The organism is Streptomyces sp. TG1A-60 (genome assembly GCF_037201975.1).
Classification (GTDB): Bacteria; Actinomycetota; Actinomycetes; order Streptomycetales; family Streptomycetaceae; genus Streptomyces.
In genome coordinates, this window is record NZ_CP147520.1 from 3,493,645 (window position 1) to 3,517,128 (window position 23,484).

The window sequence follows — 23,484 nt, forward strand, 5'->3', positions numbered from 1 at the left end:
GGGACACTTAACCACCAGAACTATGTGTTGATCATGGAGGAGCCACCGGTGGAGTTCGACGTCACGATCGAGATTCCGAAGGGTTCACGGAACAAGTACGAGGTGGACCACGAGACCGGTCGGATCCGCCTGGACCGTCGACTCTTCACCTCGACCGCCTACCCGACCGACTACGGCTTCGTCGAGAACACCCTCGGCGAGGACGGCGACCCGCTGGACGCGCTGGTCATCCTGGACGAGCCGACCTTCCCGGGCTGCCTCATCAAGTGCCGTGCGATCGGCATGTTCCGGATGACGGACGAGGCCGGCGGCGACGACAAGCTGCTGTGTGTCCCGGCGACCGACCCGCGTGTGGAACACCTGCGTGACATCCACCACGTCTCGGAGTTCGACCGCCTGGAGATCCAGCACTTCTTCGAGGTCTACAAGGACCTGGAGCCCGGCAAGTCCGTCGAGGGCGCCGACTGGGTCGGCCGCGTCGAGGCCGAGGCCGAGGTCGAGAAGTCGTACATGCGCTTCAAGGAGCAGGGCGGTCACTGACCTGCCGGCTCCGCCGACCGTTGTCACGGACGGGCCGCGTGTCCCCTTGAGGGGCGCGTGGCCCGTTCGCGTGTCAGTGGGTACCGATGCGCATACTGAGGCGTACCGGAGGTGTCGTACAGGGAGCGCGGCGGAGTGGGAGTGACGGAACGCGAGAAGCGCAGGCCGGAGGAGGAGCGCAAGCCGGTGTCGGACGAGGCGGGCGGCACCTTCGTGTCGGTGACGGGTCTCACCATGGGTATCGACGGCGACGCGTCGGTGACGTCGGAGTTCGCGATCCCCGACGGGCTGGCCGTGCTTGGCGCCGGGGCGGAGCCCGAGGCGCTAACGACCTCCGAGTTCGCCCTGCCGAAGGGGCTGGCGCCGCCCGAGCCGGTCCCGGTGGAGCAGGAGGAGTCCGCGTTCAGCGCGCCGCGCACCTACAGCGCGCGGCACGCGCCGGTCGCGTTCACGCCGCCCAGCGGGATCCCGGCCGTCAGACTGGCCACGGACGTGCCCTGGCAGGACCGGATGCGCACGATGCTGCGGATGCCGGTGGCGGAGCGGCCCGCGCCGGAGCCGCCGCCGCGTGCGGAGGGCGATACGGGGCCCGCGGTGCCGCGCGTGCTCGACCTCACCCTGCGTATCGGCGAACTGCTGCTCGCGGGCGGCGAGGGCGCGGAGGACGTGGAGGCGGCGATGTTCGCCGTCTGCCGCTCCTACGGCCTCGACCGCTGCGAGCCGACCGTCACCTTCACCCAGCTGTCGGTCACCTACCAGCCGTCGCTCGTGGACGACCCGGTCTCGGCGTCCCGGATCGTCCGGCGGCGGGCCACCGACTACACGCGGCTCGCGGCCGTCTACCGGTTGGTGGACGACCTCAGCGACCCGGAGAACGTGATCTCGCTGGAGGAGGCGTACCGGCGGCTCGCGGAGATTCGGCGCAACCGGCACCCGTACCCCGGCTGGGCGCTGACCGCGGCCAGCGGGCTGCTCGCGGGCGCCGCCTCCGTGCTGGTCGGCGGTGGGTTCATCGTCTTCTTCGCCGCGGCGCTGGGTGCGATGCTCGGCGACCGGCTGGCCTGGATGTGTTCGGGGCGGGGGCTGCCGGAGTTCTACCAGTTCCTGGTGGCGGCGATGCCCCCCGCGGCGATCGGGGTGGCGCTGACCGTGGCGCACGTGGACGTGAAGGCGTCTGCCGTCATCACCGGTGGGCTCTTCGCGCTGCTGCCCGGGCGGGCGCTGGTGGCGGGGGTGCAGGACGGGCTGACCGGCTTCTACATCACCGCCTCCGCCCGGCTCCTTGAGGTCATGTACCTCTTCGTGGGCATCGTGGTGGGGGTGCTGCTCGTCCTGTACTTCGGCGTGGAGCTGGGTGCCGAGCTGAACCCGGACGCGGCACTCGGCAGCGCGGACCGGCCGCTGTTGCAGCTCGGGGCGTCGATGCTGTTGTCGTTCACCTTCGCGGTGCTGCTTCAGCAGGAACGAGCCACCGTGCTGGCCGTGACCCTGAACGGGGGTGTCGCCTGGGCCGTGTACGGGGCGATGCACTACGCGGGCGAGATCTCGCCGGTCGCCTCCACGGCCGTGGCCGCGGGTGTGGTGGGCCTGTTCGGGCAGTTGCTGTCGCGGTATCGGTTCGCTTCGGCGTTGCCGTACACGACGGCGGCGATCGGGCCCCTGCTGCCGGGGTCGGCGACGTATTTCGGGTTGCTGGGGTTCGCGCAGAACGATGTGGACGCGGGGTTGGTGTCGCTGACGAAGGCGGCGGCGCTGGCCATGGCCATCGCCATCGGGGTGAACCTCGGGTCCGAGACGTTCCGGCTGTTCCTGCCGGGGGCGGCGCGCGCTGGGCGCAAGGCCGCGAAGCGGACCAGGGGGTTCTGAGCGCCTGACGGTTCGGGGGTGTGGGGGCCGTTGGCGACTGCGGGTTCCCTGGGGCTGATCGCGCCCACGCGGCGGAGCCGCACATCGATACAGCCCCGCGCCCCTGTAAAGCACGAACACCCGCGCCCCCGAGTCACGGGAGCGCGGGTGTGGGACCTGACGGTCAGTACCGCGGGTAGTCCTGGCCCTGGTAGCCCTGCTGGTTCTGGTTCGGGGGGGCTGGTTGGGCTGGGGGTGCTGCTGGGCGTACGGCTGTTGCCCGGGCTGCTGGTAGCCGTAGTCCGGGTAACCCTGCTGCTGGTAACCCTGGTTGCCGTAACCCTGGTTGCCGTAACCCTGGTTGGGGTCGTACGGCTGCTGCTGGGGCTGGGTCGACGGGATGCGGCGGAGCTGGGTCGTGGCGTCGTCCATGACCGGGACGGCCGGCGGCTGCTCGGCCTGCTGGGGCCGGTTCTTCTTCGCCTTCCTCGCCTTGACGAGCTCGAAGATGATCGGGAGTACCGAGAGGAAGACGATGAGGATCAGCATCGCCTCGATGTTCTTGCGGACGAACTCGATCTGACCGAGCCAGGAGCCCAGAAGGGTGACGCCCGCGCCCCAGAGGATGCCGCCGACGATGTTGAAGATGAGGAACGTGCGATACCGCATGCCACTGACGCCGGCGATGATCGGCGTGAACGTGCGCACGATCGGCACGAAGCGGGCCAGGATCAGGGACTTCGGACCGTGCTTCTCGAAGAACGCGTGGGCCTTGGTGACGTTCTCCTGCTTGAAGAAGCGGGAATCGGGCCGCTTGAACAGGGCGGGGCCGACCTTCTTGCCGAACATGTAGCCCGCCTGGTCGCCCAGGACCGCGGCGACGCAGATCAGCACGATGGCCGGCCAGAGCGGGAAGTCCAGCGTCTTGGCGGTGATCAGCATGCCCGCCGTGAACAGCAGCGAGTCACCCGGCAGGAAGAAGCCGATGAGGAGGCCTGACTCGGCGAACACGATCAGGAGCAGGCCCCAGATGCCGAACGAGTTGAGCAGATAGTCCGGATCCAGCCAGCTCGGTCCGAGGGCGATCGTCGTCACGGTTCCGGGCTCCTGGGGGGTGAGAGAAAGTGAGGGCCTACGGGTGAGGACCCACTAGGGCTGGACCCATAGGGGTGACCAAAGCTATCAACGCACGGTCACCCCACGAGGTTCCACCGGTTCCACCAGAGTGCCCTGTGGCCACACTGAGACCAAGCTGTGTGGTCAGACGTGGTGCCGCGCCGCGTTCGCGGTGATCGCCTCCCGCAGATGCTCGGCAAGTCCGGGACGCATGGAGTCGTAGAACGCCTTGAACCGCTCGTCGGAGACGTACATCTCGCCGAGGCACTGGTGCATCTCGTACGGGCAGTCGTAGAACCAGGCGCCGATGTGCTGCCGGTGCTCCTCGGCCATGTTCATGGCCACCTCGCCGGTCGGCGCCTCACCGGCCGTCATCAGGGCGTCGTAGCGCGCGCCCCAGTCGGCCACCTCGTCCTGCATGCGCTTCCAGTCCTCCTTGGTGTACGTGGCGGTGCGGCGTTGCGACTCGGCGTACGCCGACGTGCCGCCCCAGCGCTGTTCCGCCTCCTCGGCGTACCGCTCGGGGTCGTTGTCGCCGAAGACCTCGAACCGCTCCTCGGGGGTGAGGTTGATGCCCATCCTGCGTGCCTCCATGGTGTGTTCCACGGCCGCGGCCATCTTCCGCAGCTTCTCGATCCGGGCGGTCAGCAGCTCGTGCTGGCGGCGCAGGTGCGCGCGCGGGTCCGCATCCGGGTCGTCGAGCAGGGTCGCGACCTCGTCGAGGGGGAAGCCGAGCTCCCGGTAGAACAGGATCTGCTGGAGCCGGTCGAGGTCGGCGTCGTCGTAGCGGCGGTGGCCCGCGTGGGTGCGCTCGGTCGGTACGAGCAGGCCGATCTCGTCGTAGTGGTGCAGCGTGCGCACCGTGACGCCGGCGAATCCGGCGACCTGTCCCACGGTGTGGCCCATGCTTCCGTCCCTTTCCCTTCTCGGTACGCACTCCAGGCTGGGTCCTCACGCCACGTGAGGTGCAAGTCCTTTGTCCCTCCACACCGGGGGCCGGGCGACGGAGGCCGTGCGGCCCGTAGCGGACTGTGCACTTCCGCAAGTGATGTCCCTCACGAAACGCACTGTTCGCGCATCACACGGGTCCCACTGTGCACAACGCGAGGCTCCGTCGCGCAGACCGTGCACTTGTGCAATGGCCCGCTCCCGGCGGTCTTCCTACGCTGGGCGCACTTCGTCCGGAGTCCTCCCGTGGGACGGCCCGGATGATGTCGGCCACCTGCTCGGTTCGGTGTCCGTGGACGAGACGTCTGGCCCGCCACGGGGGTGCGGGCCAGGCGTCTCGTCCACGGACGGGCAGCACCGCCCGCGCGCCGGTGCCGAGGGCGCGTGACCCGTCCTGTGGCGGGTGGACACACCGGCTCCGTGAGCGCGGCAGCCGGTGCCCCCGGCGGGCGCCGGGCCGTGGTGCGACCCGCTGGATCGCAGAATCACCCGAGCCGCCCGCGCACGTGTTGGGGCACGTGCGCGGGCCCACGGGGTCGGACGCGGTGGGCGGTCAGTCGCGGGGCGGCTGGCTCAGGGCCGGGCGGCCCAGCAGGACGTGCAGCGCGAGGGCGATGTCCGCGACGGTCACCACGTCGGTGTCGTGGATCCCGACCATCTTCGTGGAGAAGTCCATGCCGAGGAGTGTGGCCGCGTCCCGGGTGTGGTTACGGACGGTGGCCTCCGAGAGGCCCAGGGCGCGGGCCGTCTCCCTGGTGCTGAGGTTGTTCTCCAGCCAGACGCAGAGGGTCTCCACGAGATCCCGCTGGTCGGCCTGTACGGGGCGCAGCCGTTCCTCCGCCCAGGCCTTGGGTCCGCCGTCCGCGGCTCCGGCCGTCATCAGCGCGGCGAAGTCGGGGACGTCGGCAGCGGGGTCGCCGGGGGTCGGGCCGGGGCTCGTGTCCGGGGCCGGCAGGGCGAGTATGTCGAGGGCGAGCAGCGTCAGGACGCGGTCGTTGGCCGAGCCTCGGAGGTCGAGGGAGAGGATCCTGCCCGCTCGGTTCAGGCGCTGGGTGACCGTGTTGCGGTGCACACCGAGGCCGCCGGCGGCCTCGGTGTGCTTGAAACTCAGGGCGGTCGGGAGGGTTTCGAGCAGCAGCTTCCGCTCGTCGCCCCGGCCCGGGAAGTCGTCCAGGAGCGGGGACATCAGGTCGGCGGCCCAGGCTCTGGCCTCCCGCCTGGGGAGCAGTGGGGCGAACTTGGCCTTGGCGCCGCCCAGCCTGATGCGGTGCGGGGTCCCGGCCGCGTCGCCCACCGCCGTCAGCGCCTCCAGGTAGCCGACAGCGGTCTCGGCGAGCGGATGCAGCCGGCTCTGGCCCATCAGATGGCCCTGGCGGGCCGCGATCATGTTTTTGAGGACGGTCTCGACCCGGTCGCTCTCGCGGACGGGGTCGAGGATGAGGATGTGATTCGGCTTCCCCGGGCAGGCGGACACGATGGCCTGTTCCGCGAGGGCCCGTTCGCACCAGCTCAGGGTGGACTCGCGTTCCTGCGGTCCGGTGTCGACGATGAAGACCCGGGCGGTGTCGGTGTCCAGCAGAGCTTGTGCGGCGCCCGTGTAGACGACCTGCGCCAGAACCGTTTCGCCGCGCATGAGCAGTTGGAACGCGGCGTGCCGTACCGACCGTGGGGTCTCCACCCTGGCCTGGTGTTCCCGGCGCGCCTGGTCGCACAGCCCGACAAGCTTCGCCGCGTGCTGGATCAGGGCCGCGCCCGCGCTGTCGAAGGGGCTGTGTGAGGCGATGGCCAGGCGGACCTCGTCCTCGCCGCCCGGGGATCCCGGGGATCCCGGGGATACGGACACGATCCGGGTGTGCATGGTGCCGCAGGGGGCGCCCGGCACCGGGGCCGCCGTCTCCAGGGCGGCGGTGATGACGGCGTGGGCCAGACCGGCGGGCGCGCTGTCGGGCGCCGCCGCGAGGACGCCGCGCCGTGCCGAGCTGACGAGGACCTCGGCGTCCAGGGCCAGGGAGAGCCAGTCGGCGATGCGCCGCGCCGCCGTGGGGTCGGCGAGCCGGGCCGGGAGCCGGTTGAGGAGACCGTCGAGATGCTCGACCTGCCGCTCCGCGAACTGGGCGCGCCGCAGCCGCAGGTCCTCGTTGACGTGGTCCCACGCGGTGGGCTCCGCGGAGGTCACCAGCAGCGGCAGTCCGAGGCGGTTCGCGGCGGCCAGGGTGGGCTCGGGGAGCGACGTCAGGTCGTGGCCGGGTGTGCCGAGCACCAGACCGGCCGCCCCGCGCCGGTCCAGGAGCCGGATCAGCTGGTCGAGCGTCTGGACGGTGGGCCGTGACAGGTGGGGCGTGTCCAGGGTGGCCAGGAACAGCGTCCCGTGCTCGAAGGAGGAGCCGGTGAGCACATGGGGCGGCTCGGACAGCGGCCGGGCGACGACATCGGTGACCCTGGTCGCTCCGTGGCGGGAGGCGTGGCCCGGTTGCAGGAACCGCAGCCGCAGCTGCGGCCGCTCGTTGGTCAAGTAGTCAAGGGTGGGCAACTCGGCCCGCCTCCCTCGCTCTCGCACGTGGTTCCCGTTCGGTCGACTCCGCCTTCCGTGTTCGCTTTTGTCACGTGTGCGGCGTTCGGCGTCAGCCTAGTGGAGCCGGGGAACGGGGCAGACGGCGCCCTCACGGCCCCTCATTCCCGCGTACGGCGCGCGTGCAGGAACGGGTTCTCGTCCGATCTCGCGGGGCTGTTTCTGGAGGACCTCGGGCGGTTGCTGCCTGAACTCAGGCGGCAGTCGGGGCCGTCGACGCGGGACGAGGGGGCGGCTACCGGGTTCCACCACCGAGAGGGGGAACCCGGTAGCCGCCCGTGTCACTTGCCCAGTCGCCCGAACCGCCGTACCGCCAGCGGGATGAAGACCGCCATCAGGGCCACCGGCCAGGCGATCGCCGTCCAGAGGTGGTCCGCTTCGGCGCCCGGCGTGCCGAAGAGGTCGCGTACGGCTGTCGCCGTGTGGGACATCGGGTTCCATTCGACGACCGTGCCGAGCCAGTCGGGCATGGAGGCGGGGGTGGCGAGGGCATTGGAGAGGAAGCCGACCGGCCAGACGAGGATCTGTACGGCGGTGACGAGTTCGGGTTTGCCGGCCACCATCGCCAGGTGGATGCCGATCCAGAGCATGGCGAAGCGGAAGAGGAGGAGGAGGCCCACCGCGCCGAGGAAGGCCGCGGGGCCGCCGTGGACGCGCCAGCCGAGGGCGAACGCGACGCCCATGAGGATGGCGAGTCCGACGGCCGACTGGAGCATGTCCGCGACCGAACGGCCCACCAGGACCGCCCCGTTGGTCATCGGCATCGAGCGAAAGCGGTCGATCACCCCCTTGTCGAGGTCCTGGGTGACGGCGAGCATCGTGCCCTCCAGGCCGAAGGCCATGGTGAGGGCGAGCATGCCGGGGGCCAGGTAGTCGAGGTAGCTGCCGGTCACTCCTCGGCCGCCGCCGATCAGGTAACCGAACATCAGCAGCAGCATCACCGGGAAGACCAGCCCCACGAGCAGTTGCACCGGCTGCCGTGCCCAGTGGGCGAGTTCGCGGCGGGTCATGGTCCAGGAGTCGGTCAGGGCGTACACGCCCATGCCGCGACGCGCCATCGTGTTCGTGCTCATAGGGCCTCCTTCACTCGGTCGTTCCCGGTGAGGTGCAGGAACACCTCGTCCAGGGTCGGGCGGCGCAGGGCGATGTCCTCCGCCTCGACGCCGGCGTCCTCCAGAGCGCGGACGACCGCGGAGAGGGCCGTCATGCGGTCGGTGACCGGGACACTGAGGCGGCGACGGTCGGTGTCCACGGCGATGTGCCCCTTGGGGAGGGGCAACAGGGCTACGGCTGCGCCCAGTTGGCCGGCGTCGCGCAGGACCACGTCGATGCGGTCGCCGCCGGTCAGGCCCTTCAGCTCGTTCGCCGTGCCGTCGGCGACGACCCGGCCGCCGTCGACGACGGAAATGCGGTCGGCGAGCTGGTCGGCCTCCTCCAGGTACTGGGTGGTGAGCAGGACCGTCGTGCCGCCGCCGACCAGGGAGCGGACGGAGTCCCAGACCTCGGTGCGCCCGCGCGGGTCGAGGCCGGTCGTCGGCTCGTCCAGGAAGAGCACCTCCGGTTCGGTGATGAGGGACGCGGCGAGGTCGAGGCGGCGCCGCATACCGCCGCTGTACTGCTTGACGGCCTTGCGGCCGGTCTCGCCGAGGCCGAACCGCTCCAGGAGTTCGTCGGCCCGCACGCGGGCGCGGCGGGCGCCCAGGTGGTAGAGGCGGCCGAACATCTCCAGGTTCTGGCGGCCACCCAGCTCCTCGTCGAGCGCGGCGTGCTGGCCGAGCAGACCGATGCGGAAGCGCACCTCACGCGCGCGGGCCAGCACGTCGTGGCCGGCCACCTCGACGCGGCCGGCATCGGGACGCAGCAGGGTCGACAGGATCCTGACCAGGGTCGTCTTGCCGGCGCCGTTGGGCCCGAGAACCCCGTGCACGGTGCCGCGCGCGACCTGGAGGTCGAGTCCGTCGAGGGCGACCTCGCCACCCTTGCCGCCGTATGTCTTGCGTGCCCCTTCGACAGTGATCGCCGAATCCGCCATCGGGACCTCCCCATGGGTCGAAATCAGTAGTCAAACTTGACTACACACTCGGACGATATCCCCTTCGAGCTCAATGGTCAAACTTGATTAGCGGTGATCCTCCGGATGCCGCTCTCCCGTCGCGTACGGGTTCTCCTGCCCCTCCGTCAGGACGCCGACGAACGGTTCACCCTCCCCCGCGAAGGTGTAGGCGCCCTCGCGGATGCGGTCGATGAGGCCTCGGGTCCACTCGGCGCCCGTGTCGGCGGAGTGGATCCAGAAGTTCATGATCTCGCCGATGTGGCCGAACTGGCCGGGGCCGTCCTCGGGTACGTAGTACTCGGTGACGCCCTTGCGCCATTCCCCGATGGCCCGCACCCGCCGCTCAAGGAGCCCGAGGACCTCCTCGCGGCCGAGGTCCACCATGAAGCCGATCCCGGCGGAGAGCACGTCCGGCTCCTGGTGGTAGGCGGCGAGGGATGCGCGCAGCAGCTTGAGGTACTCCTCGGTGCCCGCCTCGGTGATCGTGTACTCGGTGCGGGGCGGGCCGCCGGCGGTGGAGGGGGCGATCTCGTGCGCGAGCAGCAGTCCCTGCTTCGCCATCTGCTTCAGGGCATGGTAGATCGAGCCGGGCTTGGCGTTGGACCACTCGTGCGCGCCCCAGTACTCCAGGTCGTTGCGCACCTGGTAGCCGTGGGCCCGCCCGTGCTGACGCACCGAACCCAGCACGAGAAGACGGATCGCTGACATGGGTCAAGCGTAGAACCACGCGAGGTCACCCCGGCTCGCACCCGGCTTCTCGGACACCCGGCCCGTCGGCCGCCGTTGCCGGGGCCGGGGCCGGCAACGTCTGCCTGTGAAGGAGCGGCGTCCGGTGCGTGCTCTCGGCGTGCCGGCCGGAAGTCCTCGTACTGGGGGTACCCGGACTTCCGGCCGACGCGGCGGGAGGACGCGCCGGGGCGTCGCGAAGGGGCGAAGGGGCGAAGGCCACCTCAGAACGGGAAGAAGCTCCGGCCGTGCTGGACCGAGATCCACTTCTGGGTGGTGAACGCGTCCACCGTCGCCTCGCCGTTCAGGCGGCCGATACCGGAGTGCTTCTCACCGCCGAAGGGGACGAGGGGCTCGTCGTGGACGGTGCCGTCGTTGACGTGGAACATGCCGGTGTCGATCCGCTTGGCGAAGGCGACGCCGCGCTCGATGTCCCCGGTGTGGACGGCACCGCTGAGGCCGTACGGGGTGTCGTTGACGAGGCGGACGGCCTCCTCCTCGCCGTCGAAGGGGACGAGGAAGGCCACCGGCCCGAAGACCTCCTGCCGGAGGAGCGCGGAGTCGGCGGGGAGATCGGTGAGGACGGACGGCTCGACCAGGTTGTTGGTCGTGCCGCCCCGGAGAAGCGCGGTGGCGCCCTCCGCGAGCGCCTGCTCGACGACGGACGAGAGGGAGTCCGCCTGGGAGGAGTTGATGACCGGGCCGATCACGGTCTGCGGGTCGCGCGGGTCGCCGACCTTCAGGGACTTCACCTTCGCCACGAACTTCTCGGTGAACTCGGCCCGGACCGAACGGTCGACCAGGACGCGGTTGGCCGCCATGCAGACCTGGCCCTGGTGGACGTAGCGCGAGAAGACGGCCGCGTCGACGGCGTAGTCGATGTCCGCGTCGTCCAGGACCACCAGCGCGCTGTTGCCGCCCAGTTCGAGGATCGAGCGCTTGAAGTGCGAGGCAGCGACGGTGGCGACGTGGCGGCCGACCTTGTCGGAGCCGGTGAAGGAGATCAGCTTGGGTATCGGGTGCTCGATGAAGGCGTCACCGATCTCGGCGATGTCGGTGACGACGACGTTGAGCAGACCGCCCGGCAGACCGGCCTCCTCGAAGATCTTCGCGACCAGGGTGCCGCCGGCGATCGGGGTGTTCTGGTGCGGCTTGAGTACCACGCCGTTGCCGAGTGCGATGGCCGGGGCGACGGACTTGACGGAGAGCAGGAACGGGAAGTTGAAGGGGCTGATGACGCCCACGACACCGACCGGCACCCGGTAGAGGCGGTTCTCCTTGCCGTCGATCGGCGAAGGAAGGATGCTGCCCTCGGGGCGCAGCGCGAGCTGTATCGACTCGCGCAGGAACTCCTTGGCGAGGTGCAGCTCGAACCCGGCCTTCAGGCGCGTGCCGCCGAGCTCGGCGATGATCACCTCGGTGATCTCCTGCTCGCGCTCCTCGATGACGCGCAGGGCCTTCTCGAAGACGGCACGACGCGCGTAGGCGTTGACCTGGGACCAGTCCTTCTGGGCCGCCTGGGCGGCCCGGTAGGCCTCGTCCACCTCGTCGACCGTGGCTATCGTGATCGACGCGAGCTTCGCGTCGTCGTACGGGTTGAAGTCGATGATGTCCCAGGAGCCGGCCCCCGGGCGCCACTCGCCGCCGATGTACTGCTGGGCCAGGTCGGTGAAGTAGGACGACATGTGATCCTCAATCAGTCGGCATCGATCAATGATTGATCACACGTCATCGTACTTGCGAGTAAGAGGAGTTGGAGAGCTACTCCGAAGACTCCGTGAAGACTCTCAGGTGACCGCCGCGGCGATGCGGGGGACCGCCACGGAGTTCAGGAGAGCTGCAGCAGACCCCTGAGCAGGTCTCGGCTCTCCGCCGGGGACGGGCTGTCGTCCTGGAGCTGCCTGATCGCCCGCTCGTACTGGGCGATGTCCTCGCTCTTGTCCAGGTAGAGGGCGCTGGTGAGCTGTTCGAGATAGACCACGTCGGAGAGATCGGACTCGGGGAAGCTCAGCACGGTGAAGGCGCCGCTCTCGCCGGAGTGGCCGCCGAAGCCGAACGGCATGACCTGGAGCCGTACGTTCGGGCGCTCGGAGATGTCTATGAGGTGCTGGAGCTGACCCCGCATCACGTCCCGGCCTCCGTACGGCCGGCGCAACGCGGCCTCGTCGAGGACGCAGTGGAACTCGGGGGCGCTCTCGGCCACCAGATACTTCTGGCGCTCCATGCGCACCGCGACCCGCTTGTCGATCTCGGCCGCGCTCGCGCTCCTCATCCCGCGGGCGACGACCGCGTGGGCGTACGCCTCGGTCTGCAACAGGCCGTGCACGAACTGGACTTCGTAACTCCGGATGAGGTGGGCCGCGGCCTCCAGGCCGACGTAGGTGGGGAACCAGCTGGGCAGGACGTCCGAGTAGCTGTGCCACCAGCCGGCGACGTTGGCTTCCTTCGCCAGGGAGAGCAGGGAGTTGCGCTCGGACTCGTCGGTGACGCCGTAGAGGGTCAACAGGTCCTCCACGTCACGGGACTTGAAGCTGACCCGGCCGAGTTCCATCCGACTGATCTTCGACTCGGAGGCGCGGATGGAGTACCCGGCCTTCTCCCGGGTGATCCCCTGCGACTCGCGCAGCCGCCTGAGATGCGAGCCCAGCAGCATCCGCCTCACCACCGACCCGCTCGATTCACCGGCGCCCACGTTCGTCCAGCCTCCCCAACTTCTCCAAGGGCCGCAGTCTGCCACTAAACCACTCCGATCCGCACTCGCGCGGTTACAGAAAGGGAAAGTATTGGACGTCCGTGACGGGTGGGACACGGGAAGTGGCCGGCGAACCGTCAGATGGCGACCGCCATCCGGTAACAGAGCGACAGAAGAAATATCCAGTAAGCGGTACGGGAAGGTCCATTTCGGGCGCGTGCACGTGCATCTGCCCTTGCATCTGCCGTTCGCATCAGAAACCATGGTCTCGCGCCACCGCTGCTATGTCGCAACGACCGCGATCGATCACGGGGAGTGCCTCGCATGGGGACGAATGGATCGACCATGCTCGAACCCGTACGGCAGGGACTTCCGCCACTTGATCCCGCGTCCGTGTCCAACGCCGCGTCCTGCGCGCTGCCACCCCGCTACGAAGCGGTGCGCGAGGCGAGGCAGTTCACCCGGGGCACGCTCGACCAGTGGCGGATGGGCGACCGCTTCGACGACATCTGTCTCGTGGTCTCGGAACTCGTCACCAACGCCCTGCGACACGGCCTGCCCGGCAGCGCCCTGTGCCCGGCCCAGGACCCGCCCGTACGACTGCACCTGATGCGCTGGACCGAGCGGCTGGTGTGCGCGGTGCGCGACCCCAGCCACGGCAGTCCGGTCGCGGGCGACTCGGACGACTTCTCGGCGGAGTCGGGGCGTGGGCTGTTCATGGTCGACTCGTTCGCGGACAGCTGGGGCTGGCATCCGCTGGGCGGCGCACTCAGTGGAAAGGTCGTGTGGGCACTGTTCCGGATGCCTCCGGAGCAGGGCGGCCCGCCCCCGTCCGCACCCCCGCCCCCGCCCTCGTACTGACGAACCGCGGCGCTTCTCGATGCCGCGGTTCTACGCGTGTCACGTCGGCGGGCTCCTCGACGGCCCGCCGACGAGCGGGCGTTATCCGACCAGATGGTCGAACTCGCCGTCCTTGACGCCCAGGAGCATCGCCTCGATCTCGGCGCGCGTGTAGACGAGCGCCGGGCCGTCGGGGAAGCGGGAGTTGCGCACCGCCACCGCACCGCCGGGCAGCCGGGCGAACTCCACGCAGTTGCCCTGCGAGTTGCTGTGCCGGCTCTTCTGCCAGGCCACCGCGTGGAGCTCGGCCAGCTCCGCCGCGGCCATGCCGTTGTACACGTCATCCACGCCGTACACGTCGTGGTCCACAGGTCGCTCCCGGGGTGGTGCAGTGGTGCGCTGATGCGCATTGGCACTGGAATGGCCAGTGATGCCAGTGATGCAGTGGTCAACTGCCCCGGATCATAGCTTTGTTCATGTGCTTATGCATGAGCGGATGCCCTTGTGGATGCACAAGCAGATGCACGTGCACGAGAAGTGGTCCTTCGGTTACAGCACCGGAGAGACGTATGACGGGGCATTCCTGTTCCATCCGCGCGCGTGCGCGTCGTCTCTCCGTACGGGGCTCGGGACCGCGGGGTTCACGGCGGCGGGGCGGCCGGGCGCGGGATGGCGGGAAACGAGTGGCCCCGGGGAGGTCGTGGATCCTCCCCGGGGCCGGGTGCGCGCGCTGGCCCGGTGGGCGCCGTCAGCGCGAGGAGTACGGCAGGAGTGCCATCTCGCGGGCGTTCTTGATGGCGCGGGCGAGCTGTCGCTGCTGCTGGGCGGTGACGCGGGTGACCCGGCGGCTGCGGATCTTGCCGCGGTCGGAGATGAACCGCCGCAGCAGGTCGGTGTCCTTGTAGTCGATGTACGTGATCTTGGCCTGGTCCAACGGGTTGGGGCGGGACTTGGCGGGCTTGCGCTCCGGCTTGCGGGCCATGGTGGTTCAGACCTCCAGGAAGGTGTCGAAGGGGCGCGGCAGCCGCTCCCAGGCGGCGCGTCCGGCGGCGTACTCGGCGTCGGTGAGCAGACAGGACTCCAGGAGCTGTTCGAGTCCGTCGCGGTCCAGGCCCGGCGAGGTGAAGACGAGGTGCTGGCAGCGGTCGCCGTGCTCCGGGTGCCAGTCCAGGGCGGCGGCGGCCCGGCGCACCGGCGGGACCATGTCCCAGGCGGCGTCCGGGAGCGAGGCGAGCCAGGGGCCGACCGACTCCACGCACAGGGCGCCGCCGGCCGCGTCCCAGTGCAACAGGGTGTCGGGGCGCTCGGCCAGCCAGAACCGGCCGCGGCTGCGGGCCGCCGCGCAGCAGAGGTCTTCGAGTGCGGCGTAGAGCCGTTCCGGGTGGAACGGGCGCGTCCGGTGCCAGACGAGGGTGGTGACGCCGTGCTCGTCGGCGTCGGTGGGCAGGAGGGCGGAGGCCGGGTGCTGGGCCGCGGCGGCTGCTTCCACGTCGAAGCCGGCGAACGCGGCGTCGACGAGGGCGGGCCGCAGGAGTCGCGGCGGGTTGTCGACCGCGGGCCGGGTATGGCCGGTCGCGCGGTTCCCCGCGCCCCCTTCAGGGGCGCGGACCTCGCTGCCGACGGGCACCCTTCGCGCCGTCGGGTGCAGTTGGGCCAGCAACGCCCGGTCCTCCTCGTCCGCCTCTTCCGAGTCGAGTACGGCCAGGACGGGCGCGTACTCCAGCTGGCGGGCGAACGTGTCGGCGACGGTGCGCTGGTCGGTGGTGGCGGCTGCGAGGCCCCGGTCGGCGAGGTCGTCGCCGTTGGCGAGGTAGGGCAGGAGGAGGGCGGGGTCGACGGCCGTCGTGACCGAGGTGAGGCGGAGACCGCTCGCCGCGACCACCTCGGCCATCGCCTTCGGCTCGACCGAGTCCCACAGCTCGACGACGGCGAGCCGGGTGAGGCCCGCGTCGGCGAGGCGTTCCAGCTCGGGGACAAGGTCCTCGCGCAGGGCGCAGCACGCGCAGTCGTTGACGAGCGGGGTCTCACCGGTGGAGATGAGGCCCGCCGCGTCCCGGACGGTCCGGACGACCCTGGCGTCGGGACCGTCCGTGGCGGTCGAGAGGTCGTGGTGCAGCGCGACGCTGCCCGGGACCGCGGCGAGCAGCTCCTCGACGGCGGCCCGCCGGGCGTCGGCGTGCAGCCCGCCGACGATCGCGACAGACAGCTGGGTCACGTCGGTCAGCCCCGCTTCTTCCCGAACCGCTTCTCGAACTTCTCCACGCGCCCCGCCGTGTCCAGCACGCGCGCGGTGCCCGTGTAGAAGGGATGGCTGACGTTCGAGATCTCGACGTCGACCACGGGGTAGGTGTTGCCGTCCTCCCACTCGATCGTCTTCTCGCTCGTCATCGTCGAGCGGGTGAGGAAGGTGTGGTTCGCGGCGCGGTCGCGGAAGACGACGGGCCCGTACGACGGGTGGATGTCCTTCTTCATCGTCGGTCAGCGCTCCTCTCGGAAGTCGACGTGGCGGCCGACCATCGGGTCGAACTTGCGCAGCGTCAGCCGGTCAGGGTCGTTCCGGCGGTTCTTGCGGGTGACGTAGGTGTAGCCGGTGCCGGCCGTGGACCGGAGTTTGACGACCGGCCGGAGTTCGTTGCGTGCCATGCTGGTACCTTACTGAAAATGAATTCCATTTACACAACTCCGCAGAGAGAGGTGCATCACCCTTGTCCGCCCACTGCATGCTGACCGGCGCCCAGCCCGGCTTCGGCAACCGCATCTCGCACTCCCACCGGCGCACGTCCCGCCGCTTCGACCCGAACATCCAGTCCAAGCGCTACTGGCTGCCCAGCGAGAACCGCCATGTGCGGCTCCGGCTGAGCACCAAGGGGATCAAGACCGTGGACGTCATCGGCGTCGAGGCCGCCGTCGCGCGGATCCGCGCGCGCGGCGTGAAGATCTGAGAGGGCGGGGCCGATGGCGAAGAAGAGCAAGATCGCGAAGAACGAGAAGCGGCAGGAGATCGTCGCCCGGTACGCCGCACGGCGGGCCGAGCTGAAGGAGATCATCCGCCGTCCGTCCTCGATGGAGACCGAACGCGCCGACGCCCAGCGGGAGTTGAACAGGCAGCCACGCGACGCCAGCGCCACCCGGGTACGCAACCGCGACCAGGTCGACGGGCGGCCCCGCGGCTACTTCCGGACGTTCGGACTGTCCCGGGTGAGCCTGAGGGAACAGGCACACGCCGGGTTCCTGCCGGGGGTGCGCAAGTCGTCCTGGTGAGGGGCGGGGGTGGCGTGGCGGAGCCGGTCCCCTGGCGGGGGGCGCACGTCGTCCTGTCGACAGCCGGGGGCGGTGGATGCCGGGTTCCGTGCCGGGGATGTACACGTCACCCCGGTAGTGGTCGGTCCCGAGCGTGGCCCGCCTCGCGGTCGTCGCCCTCGGAGTTCTCACAGTTTCCGGCCGTTTTCCGACAGGGCACTCCTGGTAGCTTGCCGCTGTCGCCGCGGCGACCGGAACCGGCCACACCTTTGGGAGATCTCCAGTGACTACGGCGATGACGGCAAGGCCTGTGACCAGGGCGACCTCCGCCCGTCGGCGCGTGCGCCTCGCGACCGCGGCGGCCGGGCTCGCGGCCGCACTCGTGCTGACCGGATGCAGCGGTGGCGACGGCGGCTCCGAGACCGAGCAGTCGGCCACCCCGACGGCCACGAAGAGCGCGGACGGCGGCGGCTCCGGGGACTCCTCCGGCGCCGAGACCGGGCTGCAGGGCAACTGGCTGGCCACGACCGGTGGCAAGGCGGTCGCCCTGTTCGTCAACGGCGACGAGGTCGGGCTCTTCGTGGACACCTCGGTGTGCGGCGGCAAGATCTCCGACGGGGCGGACACGCAGACGATCAGCCTCACGTGCCAGGACGGCGGCGACGACCGCACCGAGGGCACGGTCGACTCGGTCGGCGCCGAGTCCCTCACGATCACGTGGAAGGGCGGCGTCGGCGAGGAGACGTTCCAGAAGGCCGAGGGGTCACTGCCGTCGGGGCTGCCGTCGGGGCTGCCGACGGATCTGCCCACGGCGGGCCTCGGGTCGTAGATCATGTGGTGAACAGGCCGCGGAACCACCGGGTTTCGCGGCCCGTTCGCACGACACACCACCACCTGCTGTGACAGCCACGAACCTCACGGGAACCCCATGCGCACCGCTCCGACCACCCTCGCCGCCACCCTCCTCGCGGCCCTCGCGCTGACCGCGTGCAGCAGCAGTGAGGGCGGGGGTGAGGCGAGCGCGACGAACACCGCCGACAGCGCGAAGGGGACCGCCTGTACGGCCGCGCGGGCCGCCTTCGAGGTGGGCCCCAGCAGCGCCGCCCCGGCCACGGGCGACGAGGGCGCCGTGCCGGTCACCGTCACCAACGCCAGCGGCGCCGCCTGCACGCTGAAGGGCGTCGCCGCGGTCGACCTGTTCGCCGGCGACAGGTCCTGGGCCCTGGAGCCGCAGGAGGGCGCGTCCGAGGCGGCCGAACTGACGCTGGAGGACGGTCAGTCGGTGACGTTCACCATCTCGTACGTGCGCGGGGCCGCCGGTGACGCGGAGAAGGGCGCCGACGTGGACGAGCTGAAGGTCGCCCTGCCCGGAGACAGCGAGGTCAAGAGCTTCAAGTGGCCGGACCCCGAGGTCGCGGTCACGTCCGGGAACACGCTCGACGCGACCGTGGGCCCCTTCCTGCCCATCGGTGACTGAGAGCCCGTCGGGTGACCTCCGGTCGTCAGGCGAACGGGCCCTGGTGCGTGCGATCGCAAGGCACCGGAGCATCCTCAGAGCGGAGTCATGAGGGCGTTTCGGCAACGCGGCGAGCGTGCGTGCCAGGGTTCGGGCGCCAGACAGGAGAGGTCACCCGACGGGCTCTCCGTCACGACGGCAGCCGGGGCCGGGCCCTGACCTGCGCCCGGTCCGCCGCCTCGGACCCCTGCCGCCAGCCGGCGGCGTCGCTGACGCCCCGGACGCGGGTGGTGACGGTCTCCGGGAACATACGGGTGAACTGCTCGCGGACGGCGACGTCGCGGGCGGCGAGGACGGGCAGGAGGCCGGGCCCCGGGGCACCGGACCCGGGGCCACCCGCACCCGCGGCCTCCCCCTCCGCCTCGGCCTCCGCGACCTGCGCATCGGCGACCGCCGCGAGCCGGTCGCCGATGCGGTGGGCGTACGCGGCCAGGAAGGACTGCCGGAAGGTCTTCGTCCGCTTGCGTCCGCCCTTGCGCTGAGCCGCTTCCGCCCTGGCCATCGCGGTGGTGGCCTGGACGAGGAGCGAGGCGTGAAGCAGCTCGACCACCTCCAGGTCGGCCTCGAAACCGACGACCGTGGAGAAGCCGAGGGCCTCGTTCCAGACGGCCTCGCAGCGGTTGGCCCGGGCCACCGCGTCCAGAAGCACCGCCTTCGCCGTCTCGTACGGCGGCTCGACACCGATCCGGCAGGCACCGGGCGCGTCCTTGCTGTGGGCGCGGGCCGCGAGCAGCGCCTCGTCGATGCTGTGCCGTGCCATCAGCTCCTGCGCCTTGGCACTGAGCGCCTCCGCCTCCTCCGGGAACCCGGTGGCCTCCGCCTTGGCGAGGAGGGCTCGGACCCGGGCGAGCATGCGGGACTCGGGGTGGTGCGGCGTGCTCGCCGCCCGGGGGCGGTCCAGGGGTTCGAGAGTGGGCAGGCGCAGGAGCAGGCGGTACAGCTCCAGGGCGGCGGTGGCGTACGAGAAACGGTCCGTGCGGGCGGGCCGCGCGGCGAGGGCCCTGACGTCGTCGAGCTGGGCGGCCCAGCGGGGGCTCGGCGGCTGCGGCTTCGCGCTCGCCTGCCCCTCCTCGTGCTCCTCCACGACGAGCCGCGCGAGAAGGCGTACGTGCGCGTCCTCCAGCTCACGGCGCGTGAGCCGTACGACGTCCGCCGGCTGCCAGCCGCGACGCCAGGCACCGGCCACGAACTCCCGTCCGCGCCGCGCGACTTCCGCGTCCGCCGCCGGGTCGGCTGCGAGGAGGGAGGCGCCGGTGTCGAGGGCGGCTTCGGTGTCGGCGTAGAGGGCCGCCGCGAAGGCGCGGTCCACCGTGCTGGTCGTACTCACGTGTTCGATCGTGTCATGGCGCGGGGCGGTGGTAGGGCCGGCCATACCTCGGGGACACCCTCCAGAGGTCGTGTGCGGGCGGGCCACGGACACTTCGCTGGAGGCATGACCGCCGAGGCCGCCGGGAACGCCGAGGGCGTGCCCGCCCACCTCGTTCTCGGCCTCTTCGCCGAACCGGAGGGGCTCGGCGCAGGGCGATCGTCGCCCAGGGTGTCTCCCCCGAGACCGTACGCGACGCCACGACGGACCTCCCGCCCCCGGCCGGCCCCGAGGTAACCCTGACCAGGGAGGCCACGGAGGCGGACGTGGCAGAGGCGCCGCGGGCGATGGCGGAGGGGCAGGGAGAGAAGGAGGGGCAGGCCTAGCCAGACGGTCGAGTCCCTGTAGACAGTCGTGCGTACGCAGGAAGGCCAGGAGGACCAGTGCACGCCGGTGCGAGGGGTTGAGACTTCGTGCACTTCCCCCCGCCGGCACGGGAGCCTCGTGCGTCGTGCTCCCTCCCGCCGTCACCTGATCGGTTGGCCACGGTGAACGGGCTCAGTCGAGCACGAGGGCACGGTCGATGACGACACGGGTGCCGACGGAGCCGAAGCGCTCTCCGCTCTTGTCGCTCCACTCGGTGGGCTCGCCGAGCACGGTGACCTGCAGCAGGTAGTCACCTCGGGGAAGGACCGGGCTGACGTACCGGTACCCGTCGTCGGGGACCTTGCTGTAGAAGGTGACATAAATCGACGAGATCACCGTGCCGTCCGTGCTGGTCAGTTCCACCCGGGCGTAGGAGCCGTCGGGCCGGGACCGGCCGACGAGGACGATCCGGCTTCCCGTGAAGGGAATCCCGATGCCGTCGCCCGTGGTGCCGGACGAGAAGCGGACGTCGGCCTCCCTCCCGGTGAACTCGGCGGGCCGGCAGGTCAGCGGGTCCCAGGCGCCCCAGTACGTGTCGATCGCGAGAGTGTCGCCTCGGACGTGGAGCGGCAGCCACACGTAGGTGGCGGCGGACGCCTGGTGCGGGAAGGACCAGCGGTCGCCCATGTAGATCGGGACGTCACCGTCCGCCGTGGTGTGCGTGAAGGCGTAGGTGCACTGGGAGTTGCACGTCAGACTCCCCTCGGGCGCGAAGTACCCGCGGTGGGTCCACGGACCCTCGACCGCAGGAGCGGTCAGGTAGAAGTTGTCGTTGCTCTCCCAGCTGGTCTTCTGCGAGAACATCAGGAAGTAGGTGCCGTCGTGCTTGAGCATGGCCGGCGACTCGCCGCCACGGGCGATCCCGTCGGCGACGAGCTCCTGGGCGGTGAGGTAGTCCTGGCTCAGGCGGTAGACGTCACCCTCGTGAAGCAGCAGGTAGCCGGTCCCGTCGTCGTCCTGGAACGTGCCCACGTCCCACCTGCGGACGGGCTCGCCCCGGTGGGTCAGCTCGCCGAGGAAGGTGTACTCGCCGTCGATGGTGTCGCTGACGGCCACGCAGATGCGAGGGTCCGTGTAACCCGCGTTGTCGGAGTGCATGTACATCATGTAGCGGCCGGTGGAGGGGCACTTCATGACCTTGACGCGTTCCCCGACGCGGCCGGGGCCCATCAGTCCGTCGGGCTGCACGGGGAGGACGATCCTCTCGAACCGCCAGTTGACCAGGTCGGCGGAGGAGTAGCAGCTGAAGCCGGCGAACAGGTTGAGGTCGTCGGTCTTGTACTCGCCGAACAGGTAGGAGCGGCCATCCTGTCGCAGCAGGCAGGCACCGTGGGCGTTCACCGTCCGCCCCCGGTCGTCGAACCACGGGACCCCGCTCGTCACCGGCATGTCGCTCACAGCTTCCCCTTGCGTGTGGTGCGGAATGAGACCTCGCCCACTTGTCGAAAGTGAGCCGTCCTCCACCCGATTCTCCAAGCGCCTCGTGCTCTGCATCCCGCGTGGCCGGGAACAGCTCGACAACTGATGCGGGGCGGAACGACTACTCGGGCACAGCTGTGTCTTACCTGGCACCATCATCCCCCGATGTTCCAGTACCGCAACCGCATCTGGAGGGTGTGACCTCGGCGCTCGCAGGGGGACCGGCGGTCTCGGGCCTGGCTGCGCCGTCGGTGGCTCAGCGGGCGCTTCCACCGCGAAGCCCAACGCGGCGAGCGACGCCCTGCTGCCCGGCAGCTGTCGGGCTGAGCCGATGACCGATCGAGTCGGGGCGCCGTCCGGCAGGCCGAGATCCCCAGCACCCCCGACAGACCGCTGTGCGCGTGTCGTCGGGGTGCGCGGTCGCGTACACGAGGAACGGGTCGGCCACCGGCCCCGCCTGCCCAGCCACGACCACCGGAACCTGAGTATCGGCATCAATGTCAGACCCCCCTGCCACACTCCCACCCATGACCGACAGGTGGGCGCTCGCGGCGACCGAGGACGGTGGTGTGGAAGTCGCCCCCCTCGGCGTGGACGGGCTGCTCGCGGGGCCGGTGGTGTGGGAGGCCGACCTGGCGGAGGCCGTACGGCGGCGGCCGGAGGTGGGGCGGTGGGTGTGGCGGGCCACCGGGGAGGTGTATCCGCGGCTGCTCGCCGAGGGCATCCGTGTCGAGCGGTGTTATGACATCGAGGACGCCGAGACGCTGCTCCTCGGTCACGAGGGCCGCCTCGGCGAACCCCGCTCCGCTGCCGCCGCCCTCGCCCGGCTCCGCCGCGCCCCGGTCCCCGCCGACCCGCCCCTCCGGTCGGCCGACCCCGGCGCCCAGCCCTCCCTCTTCGAGCCCCGCCCCGTCCACGTCCCGCTCGCCGATCTCGTCGGGGTGTACGCGGACCAGCAGCGGCGGCACGACGCCACCACCCACCCGGAGCGGATGCGGCTGCTGACAGCCGCCGAGTCGGCCGGCATGCTCGTCGCCGCCGAGATGAACCGCGCCGGTCTGCCCTGGCGGGCCGATGTGCACCGGGAGGTGCTGCACGAGATGCTCGGCGAGCGGTACGCGGGCGGTGGTCAGCCGCGTCGGCTGGCCGAACTCGCCGAGGAGGTGTCCAGCGCCTTCGGGCGGCGTGTGCGGCCCGATCTGCCCGCCGATGTCGTGAAGGCCTTCGGCCAGGCCGGGGTGCGGATCCGCTCCACCCGTCGCTGGGAGATCGAGACCCTCGACCATCCGGCGGTGAAGCCGCTCCTCGCGTACAAGCGGCTGTATCGGATCTGGGTCGCCCACGGGTGGTCCTGGCTGCAGGACTGGGTGCGGGACGGGCGGTTCCGGCCGGAGTTCCTCGCGCACGGAACGGTCACCGGGCGGTGGGTCACCAACGGCGGGGGCGCGCTCCAGATCCCCAAGGTGATCCGCCGCGCCTGCGTCGCCGACCCGGGCTGGCGGCTCGTCGTCGCCGACGCCGACCAGATGGAACCCCGGGTGCTCGCGGCCGTCTCCCGCGACCCCGGGCTCATGGAGGTCGCGGGCCGCGCCACCGACCTCTACCAGTCCGTCTCCGACCGCGCCTTCTCCGGCGACCGCGCACAGGCCAAGCTCGCCGTGCTGGGCGCGGTGTACGGGCAGACCTCCGGGGACGGGCTGAAGAACCTCGCCGCGCTGCGCCGCCGGTTCCCCAGGGCCGTGCGGTACGTCGACGACGCCGCCCGCGCCGGCGAGGAGGGCCGGCTCGTGCGGACCTGGCTCGGGCGTACGTGTCCACCGGCGGCCGGTGCCTCCGACGCGGCCACCGAGGAGGCGGGCCTCCCCCAGGCCGACGACGCCCCCGGCCCCCGGGAACCGGGGCAGGGGCAGGGGCAGGAGTGGGTGCCCGGGTACGCCTCCACCAGCTCACGTGCCCGAGGCCGCTTCGCCCGTAACTTCGTCGTCCAGGGCAGTGCCGCCGACTGGACCCTGCTCCTCCTCGCCGCCCTGCGCCGCGCCCTCGTCGGCATGGCCGCCGAGCTGGTCTTCTTCCAGCACGACGAGGTGATCGTGCACTGCCCGGAAGAGGAGGCGGAGGCCGTCGTCGCGGCCATCCGCGAGGCGTCGGAGCTGTCCGGCCGGCTGACCTTCGGGGACACGCCGGTGCGGTTTCCGTTCACCACGGCGGTGGTGGAGTGCTATGCCGACGCGAAGTGATGACGGATGTT

Annotated in this window: 22 protein-coding genes and 2 pseudogenes; 9 read left to right on the top strand and 15 right to left on the bottom strand. The window is 70.8% G+C overall.

Annotation, left to right across the window (positions count from 1 at the left end):
* Nucleotides 1-48: 48 nt before the first annotated feature.
* Nucleotides 49-540, top strand: coding sequence for an inorganic diphosphatase (locus WBG99_RS14780; protein WP_338896754.1), 492 nt, complete (start codon nt 49-51; stop codon nt 538-540).
* Between the two features lie 234 nt (nt 541-774).
* A complete protein-coding gene (locus tag WBG99_RS14785; RefSeq protein ID WP_338900353.1) occupies nt 775-2,406 on the top strand; it encodes a threonine/serine exporter family protein in 1,632 nt (543 codons plus the stop codon).
* A gap of 163 nt (nt 2,407-2,569) precedes the next feature.
* On the opposite strand, the pseudogene WBG99_RS14790 reads toward WBG99_RS14785, so the two are convergent.
* The 3 genes and pseudogenes from WBG99_RS14790 to WBG99_RS14800 all read right to left on the bottom strand — a co-directional run bounded on the left by WBG99_RS14790 (nt 2,570) and on the right by WBG99_RS14800 (nt 6,961).
* Nucleotides 2,570-3,480: pseudogene (locus WBG99_RS14790) on the bottom strand (VTT domain-containing protein).
* Between the two features lie 165 nt (nt 3,481-3,645).
* Nucleotides 3,646-4,407 carry a MerR family transcriptional regulator gene (locus tag WBG99_RS14795; protein ID WP_338896756.1) on the bottom strand — a complete coding sequence of 254 codons (762 nt, stop codon included), beginning with the start codon at nt 4,405-4,407 and terminating at the stop codon, nt 3,646-3,648.
* Nucleotides 4,408-5,002: 595 nt separating this feature from the next.
* A complete protein-coding gene (locus tag WBG99_RS14800; RefSeq protein WP_338896757.1) occupies nt 5,003-6,961 on the bottom strand; it encodes a helix-turn-helix domain-containing protein in 1,959 nt (652 codons plus the stop codon).
* Between the two features lie 168 nt (nt 6,962-7,129).
* Here WBG99_RS14800 and WBG99_RS14805 point away from each other — a divergent pair.
* A pseudogene (locus tag WBG99_RS14805) lies at nt 7,130-7,270 on the top strand (glutamate decarboxylase); the annotation flags it as partial.
* 29 nt (nt 7,271-7,299) lie between these two features.
* Here WBG99_RS14805 and WBG99_RS14810 read toward each other — a convergent pair.
* From WBG99_RS14810 to WBG99_RS14830, 5 genes are all read right to left on the bottom strand, one after another.
* Nucleotides 7,300-8,061: an ABC transporter permease gene (locus WBG99_RS14810; protein ID WP_338900354.1), complete on the bottom strand. Its 762-nt coding sequence runs from the start codon at nt 8,059-8,061 to the stop codon at nt 7,300-7,302.
* Nucleotides 8,062-8,087: 26 nt separating this feature from the next.
* Nucleotides 8,088-9,050, bottom strand: a complete 963-nt coding sequence (locus WBG99_RS14815; protein WP_338896758.1) for an ATP-binding cassette domain-containing protein — start codon at nt 9,048-9,050, stop codon at nt 8,088-8,090.
* Nucleotides 9,051-9,137: 87 nt separating this feature from the next.
* Nucleotides 9,138-9,779 carry a PadR family transcriptional regulator gene (locus WBG99_RS14820; protein ID WP_338896759.1) on the bottom strand — a complete coding sequence of 214 codons (642 nt, stop codon included), beginning with the start codon at nt 9,777-9,779 and terminating at the stop codon, nt 9,138-9,140.
* Nucleotides 9,780-10,021: 242 nt separating this feature from the next.
* Nucleotides 10,022-11,482 (bottom strand): aldehyde dehydrogenase family protein, encoded by a 1,461-nt coding sequence (locus WBG99_RS14825; protein WP_338896760.1) that lies wholly within the window; start codon nt 11,480-11,482, stop codon nt 10,022-10,024.
* A 143-nt stretch (nt 11,483-11,625) separates the two neighbouring features.
* Nucleotides 11,626-12,450, bottom strand: coding sequence for a helix-turn-helix transcriptional regulator (locus WBG99_RS14830; RefSeq protein WP_338900355.1), 825 nt, complete (start codon nt 12,448-12,450; stop codon nt 11,626-11,628).
* 363 nt (nt 12,451-12,813) lie between these two features.
* Between WBG99_RS14830 and WBG99_RS14835 the strand changes: the two genes are divergently transcribed.
* Nucleotides 12,814-13,350, top strand: a complete 537-nt coding sequence (locus tag WBG99_RS14835) for an ATP-binding protein (protein ID WP_338896761.1) — start codon at nt 12,814-12,816, stop codon at nt 13,348-13,350.
* A gap of 81 nt (nt 13,351-13,431) precedes the next feature.
* On the opposite strand, the gene WBG99_RS14840 is transcribed toward WBG99_RS14835, so the two are convergent.
* The 5 genes from WBG99_RS14840 to rpmG form a co-directional block, all read right to left on the bottom strand.
* On the bottom strand, nt 13,432-13,698 hold the full coding sequence (locus tag WBG99_RS14840) for a DUF397 domain-containing protein (protein ID WP_338896762.1): 267 nt from the start codon (nt 13,696-13,698) through the stop codon (nt 13,432-13,434).
* A gap of 379 nt (nt 13,699-14,077) precedes the next feature.
* Complete coding sequence (gene rpsR, locus WBG99_RS14845; RefSeq protein WP_338896763.1) at nt 14,078-14,311, bottom strand: 30S ribosomal protein S18; 234 nt, start codon at nt 14,309-14,311, stop codon at nt 14,078-14,080.
* 6 nt (nt 14,312-14,317) lie between these two features.
* Nucleotides 14,318-15,544: a GTP-binding protein gene (locus tag WBG99_RS14850; protein ID WP_338896764.1), complete on the bottom strand. Its 1,227-nt coding sequence runs from the start codon at nt 15,542-15,544 to the stop codon at nt 14,318-14,320.
* Between the two features lie 5 nt (nt 15,545-15,549).
* Nucleotides 15,550-15,801, bottom strand: a complete 252-nt coding sequence (locus tag WBG99_RS14855) for a type B 50S ribosomal protein L31 (protein WP_338896765.1) — start codon at nt 15,799-15,801, stop codon at nt 15,550-15,552.
* A gap of 6 nt (nt 15,802-15,807) precedes the next feature.
* The gene (gene rpmG / locus WBG99_RS14860) at nt 15,808-15,972 is read right to left on the bottom strand and encodes a 50S ribosomal protein L33 (protein ID WP_338896766.1); all 165 of its coding nucleotides are present in this window, start codon (nt 15,970-15,972) and stop codon (nt 15,808-15,810) included.
* A gap of 62 nt (nt 15,973-16,034) precedes the next feature.
* On the opposite strand from rpmG, the gene rpmB reads away from it, so the two are divergent.
* The 4 genes from rpmB to WBG99_RS14880 all read left to right on the top strand — a co-directional run bounded on the left by rpmB (nt 16,035) and on the right by WBG99_RS14880 (nt 18,046).
* Complete coding sequence (rpmB, locus tag WBG99_RS14865; protein ID WP_184905144.1) at nt 16,035-16,271, top strand: 50S ribosomal protein L28; 237 nt, start codon at nt 16,035-16,037, stop codon at nt 16,269-16,271.
* A 13-nt stretch (nt 16,272-16,284) separates the two neighbouring features.
* Nucleotides 16,285-16,590 carry a 30S ribosomal protein S14 gene (rpsN, locus tag WBG99_RS14870; protein ID WP_338896767.1) on the top strand — a complete coding sequence of 102 codons (306 nt, stop codon included), beginning with the start codon at nt 16,285-16,287 and terminating at the stop codon, nt 16,588-16,590.
* A gap of 274 nt (nt 16,591-16,864) precedes the next feature.
* Nucleotides 16,865-17,398, top strand: coding sequence for a hypothetical protein (locus WBG99_RS14875; RefSeq protein WP_338896768.1), 534 nt, complete (start codon nt 16,865-16,867; stop codon nt 17,396-17,398).
* A 99-nt stretch (nt 17,399-17,497) separates the two neighbouring features.
* Nucleotides 17,498-18,046, top strand: a complete 549-nt coding sequence (locus WBG99_RS14880; protein WP_338896769.1) for a DUF4232 domain-containing protein — start codon at nt 17,498-17,500, stop codon at nt 18,044-18,046.
* Between the two features lie 169 nt (nt 18,047-18,215).
* Here WBG99_RS14880 and WBG99_RS14885 read toward each other — a convergent pair whose 3' ends face one another.
* Nucleotides 18,216-19,412, bottom strand: coding sequence for a DUF2786 domain-containing protein (locus tag WBG99_RS14885; protein WP_338896770.1), 1,197 nt, complete (start codon nt 19,410-19,412; stop codon nt 18,216-18,218).
* Nucleotides 19,413-19,949: 537 nt separating this feature from the next.
* Nucleotides 19,950-21,206, bottom strand: coding sequence for a family 43 glycosylhydrolase (locus WBG99_RS14890; RefSeq protein WP_338900356.1), 1,257 nt, complete (start codon nt 21,204-21,206; stop codon nt 19,950-19,952).
* A 557-nt stretch (nt 21,207-21,763) separates the two neighbouring features.
* On the opposite strand from WBG99_RS14890, the gene WBG99_RS14895 reads away from it, so the two are divergent.
* A complete protein-coding gene (locus WBG99_RS14895; protein ID WP_338896771.1) occupies nt 21,764-23,473 on the top strand; it encodes a bifunctional 3'-5' exonuclease/DNA polymerase in 1,710 nt (569 codons plus the stop codon).
* Nucleotides 23,474-23,484 lie beyond the last annotated feature (11 nt).

What these genes read in the sequence shown, in the direction of transcription:
- WBG99_RS14785 (WP_338900353.1), top strand. Translation starts at nt 775, where the DNA reads ATGGGTATCGACGGCGACGCGTCGGTGACGTCGGAGTTCGCGATCCCC.
- WBG99_RS14795 (WP_338896756.1), bottom strand. Translation starts at nt 4,407, where the DNA reads ATGGGCCACACCGTGGGACAGGTCGCCGGATTCGCCGGCGTCACGGTG.
- WBG99_RS14810 (WP_338900354.1), bottom strand. Translation starts at nt 8,061, where the DNA reads ATGGGCGTGTACGCCCTGACCGACTCCTGGACCATGACCCGCCGCGAA.
- WBG99_RS14815 (WP_338896758.1), bottom strand. Translation starts at nt 9,050, where the DNA reads ATGGCGGATTCGGCGATCACTGTCGAAGGGGCACGCAAGACATACGGC.
- WBG99_RS14820 (WP_338896759.1), bottom strand. Translation starts at nt 9,779, where the DNA reads ATGTCAGCGATCCGTCTTCTCGTGCTGGGTTCGGTGCGTCAGCACGGG.
- WBG99_RS14825 (WP_338896760.1), bottom strand. Translation starts at nt 11,482, where the DNA reads ATGTCGTCCTACTTCACCGACCTGGCCCAGCAGTACATCGGCGGCGAG.
- WBG99_RS14830 (WP_338900355.1), bottom strand. Translation starts at nt 12,450, where the DNA reads ATGCTGCTGGGCTCGCATCTCAGGCGGCTGCGCGAGTCGCAGGGGATC.
- WBG99_RS14835 (WP_338896761.1), top strand. Translation starts at nt 12,814, where the DNA reads ATGGGGACGAATGGATCGACCATGCTCGAACCCGTACGGCAGGGACTT.
- rpsR (WP_338896763.1), bottom strand. Translation starts at nt 14,311, where the DNA reads ATGGCCCGCAAGCCGGAGCGCAAGCCCGCCAAGTCCCGCCCCAACCCG.
- WBG99_RS14855 (WP_338896765.1), bottom strand. Translation starts at nt 15,801, where the DNA reads ATGAAGAAGGACATCCACCCGTCGTACGGGCCCGTCGTCTTCCGCGAC.
- rpmG (WP_338896766.1), bottom strand. Translation starts at nt 15,972, where the DNA reads ATGGCACGCAACGAACTCCGGCCGGTCGTCAAACTCCGGTCCACGGCC.
- rpsN (WP_338896767.1), top strand. Translation starts at nt 16,285, where the DNA reads ATGGCGAAGAAGAGCAAGATCGCGAAGAACGAGAAGCGGCAGGAGATC.
- WBG99_RS14875 (WP_338896768.1), top strand. Translation starts at nt 16,865, where the DNA reads ATGACGGCAAGGCCTGTGACCAGGGCGACCTCCGCCCGTCGGCGCGTG.
- WBG99_RS14880 (WP_338896769.1), top strand. Translation starts at nt 17,498, where the DNA reads ATGCGCACCGCTCCGACCACCCTCGCCGCCACCCTCCTCGCGGCCCTC.
- WBG99_RS14890 (WP_338900356.1), bottom strand. Translation starts at nt 21,206, where the DNA reads ATGCCGGTGACGAGCGGGGTCCCGTGGTTCGACGACCGGGGGCGGACG.
- WBG99_RS14895 (WP_338896771.1), top strand. Translation starts at nt 21,764, where the DNA reads ATGACCGACAGGTGGGCGCTCGCGGCGACCGAGGACGGTGGTGTGGAA.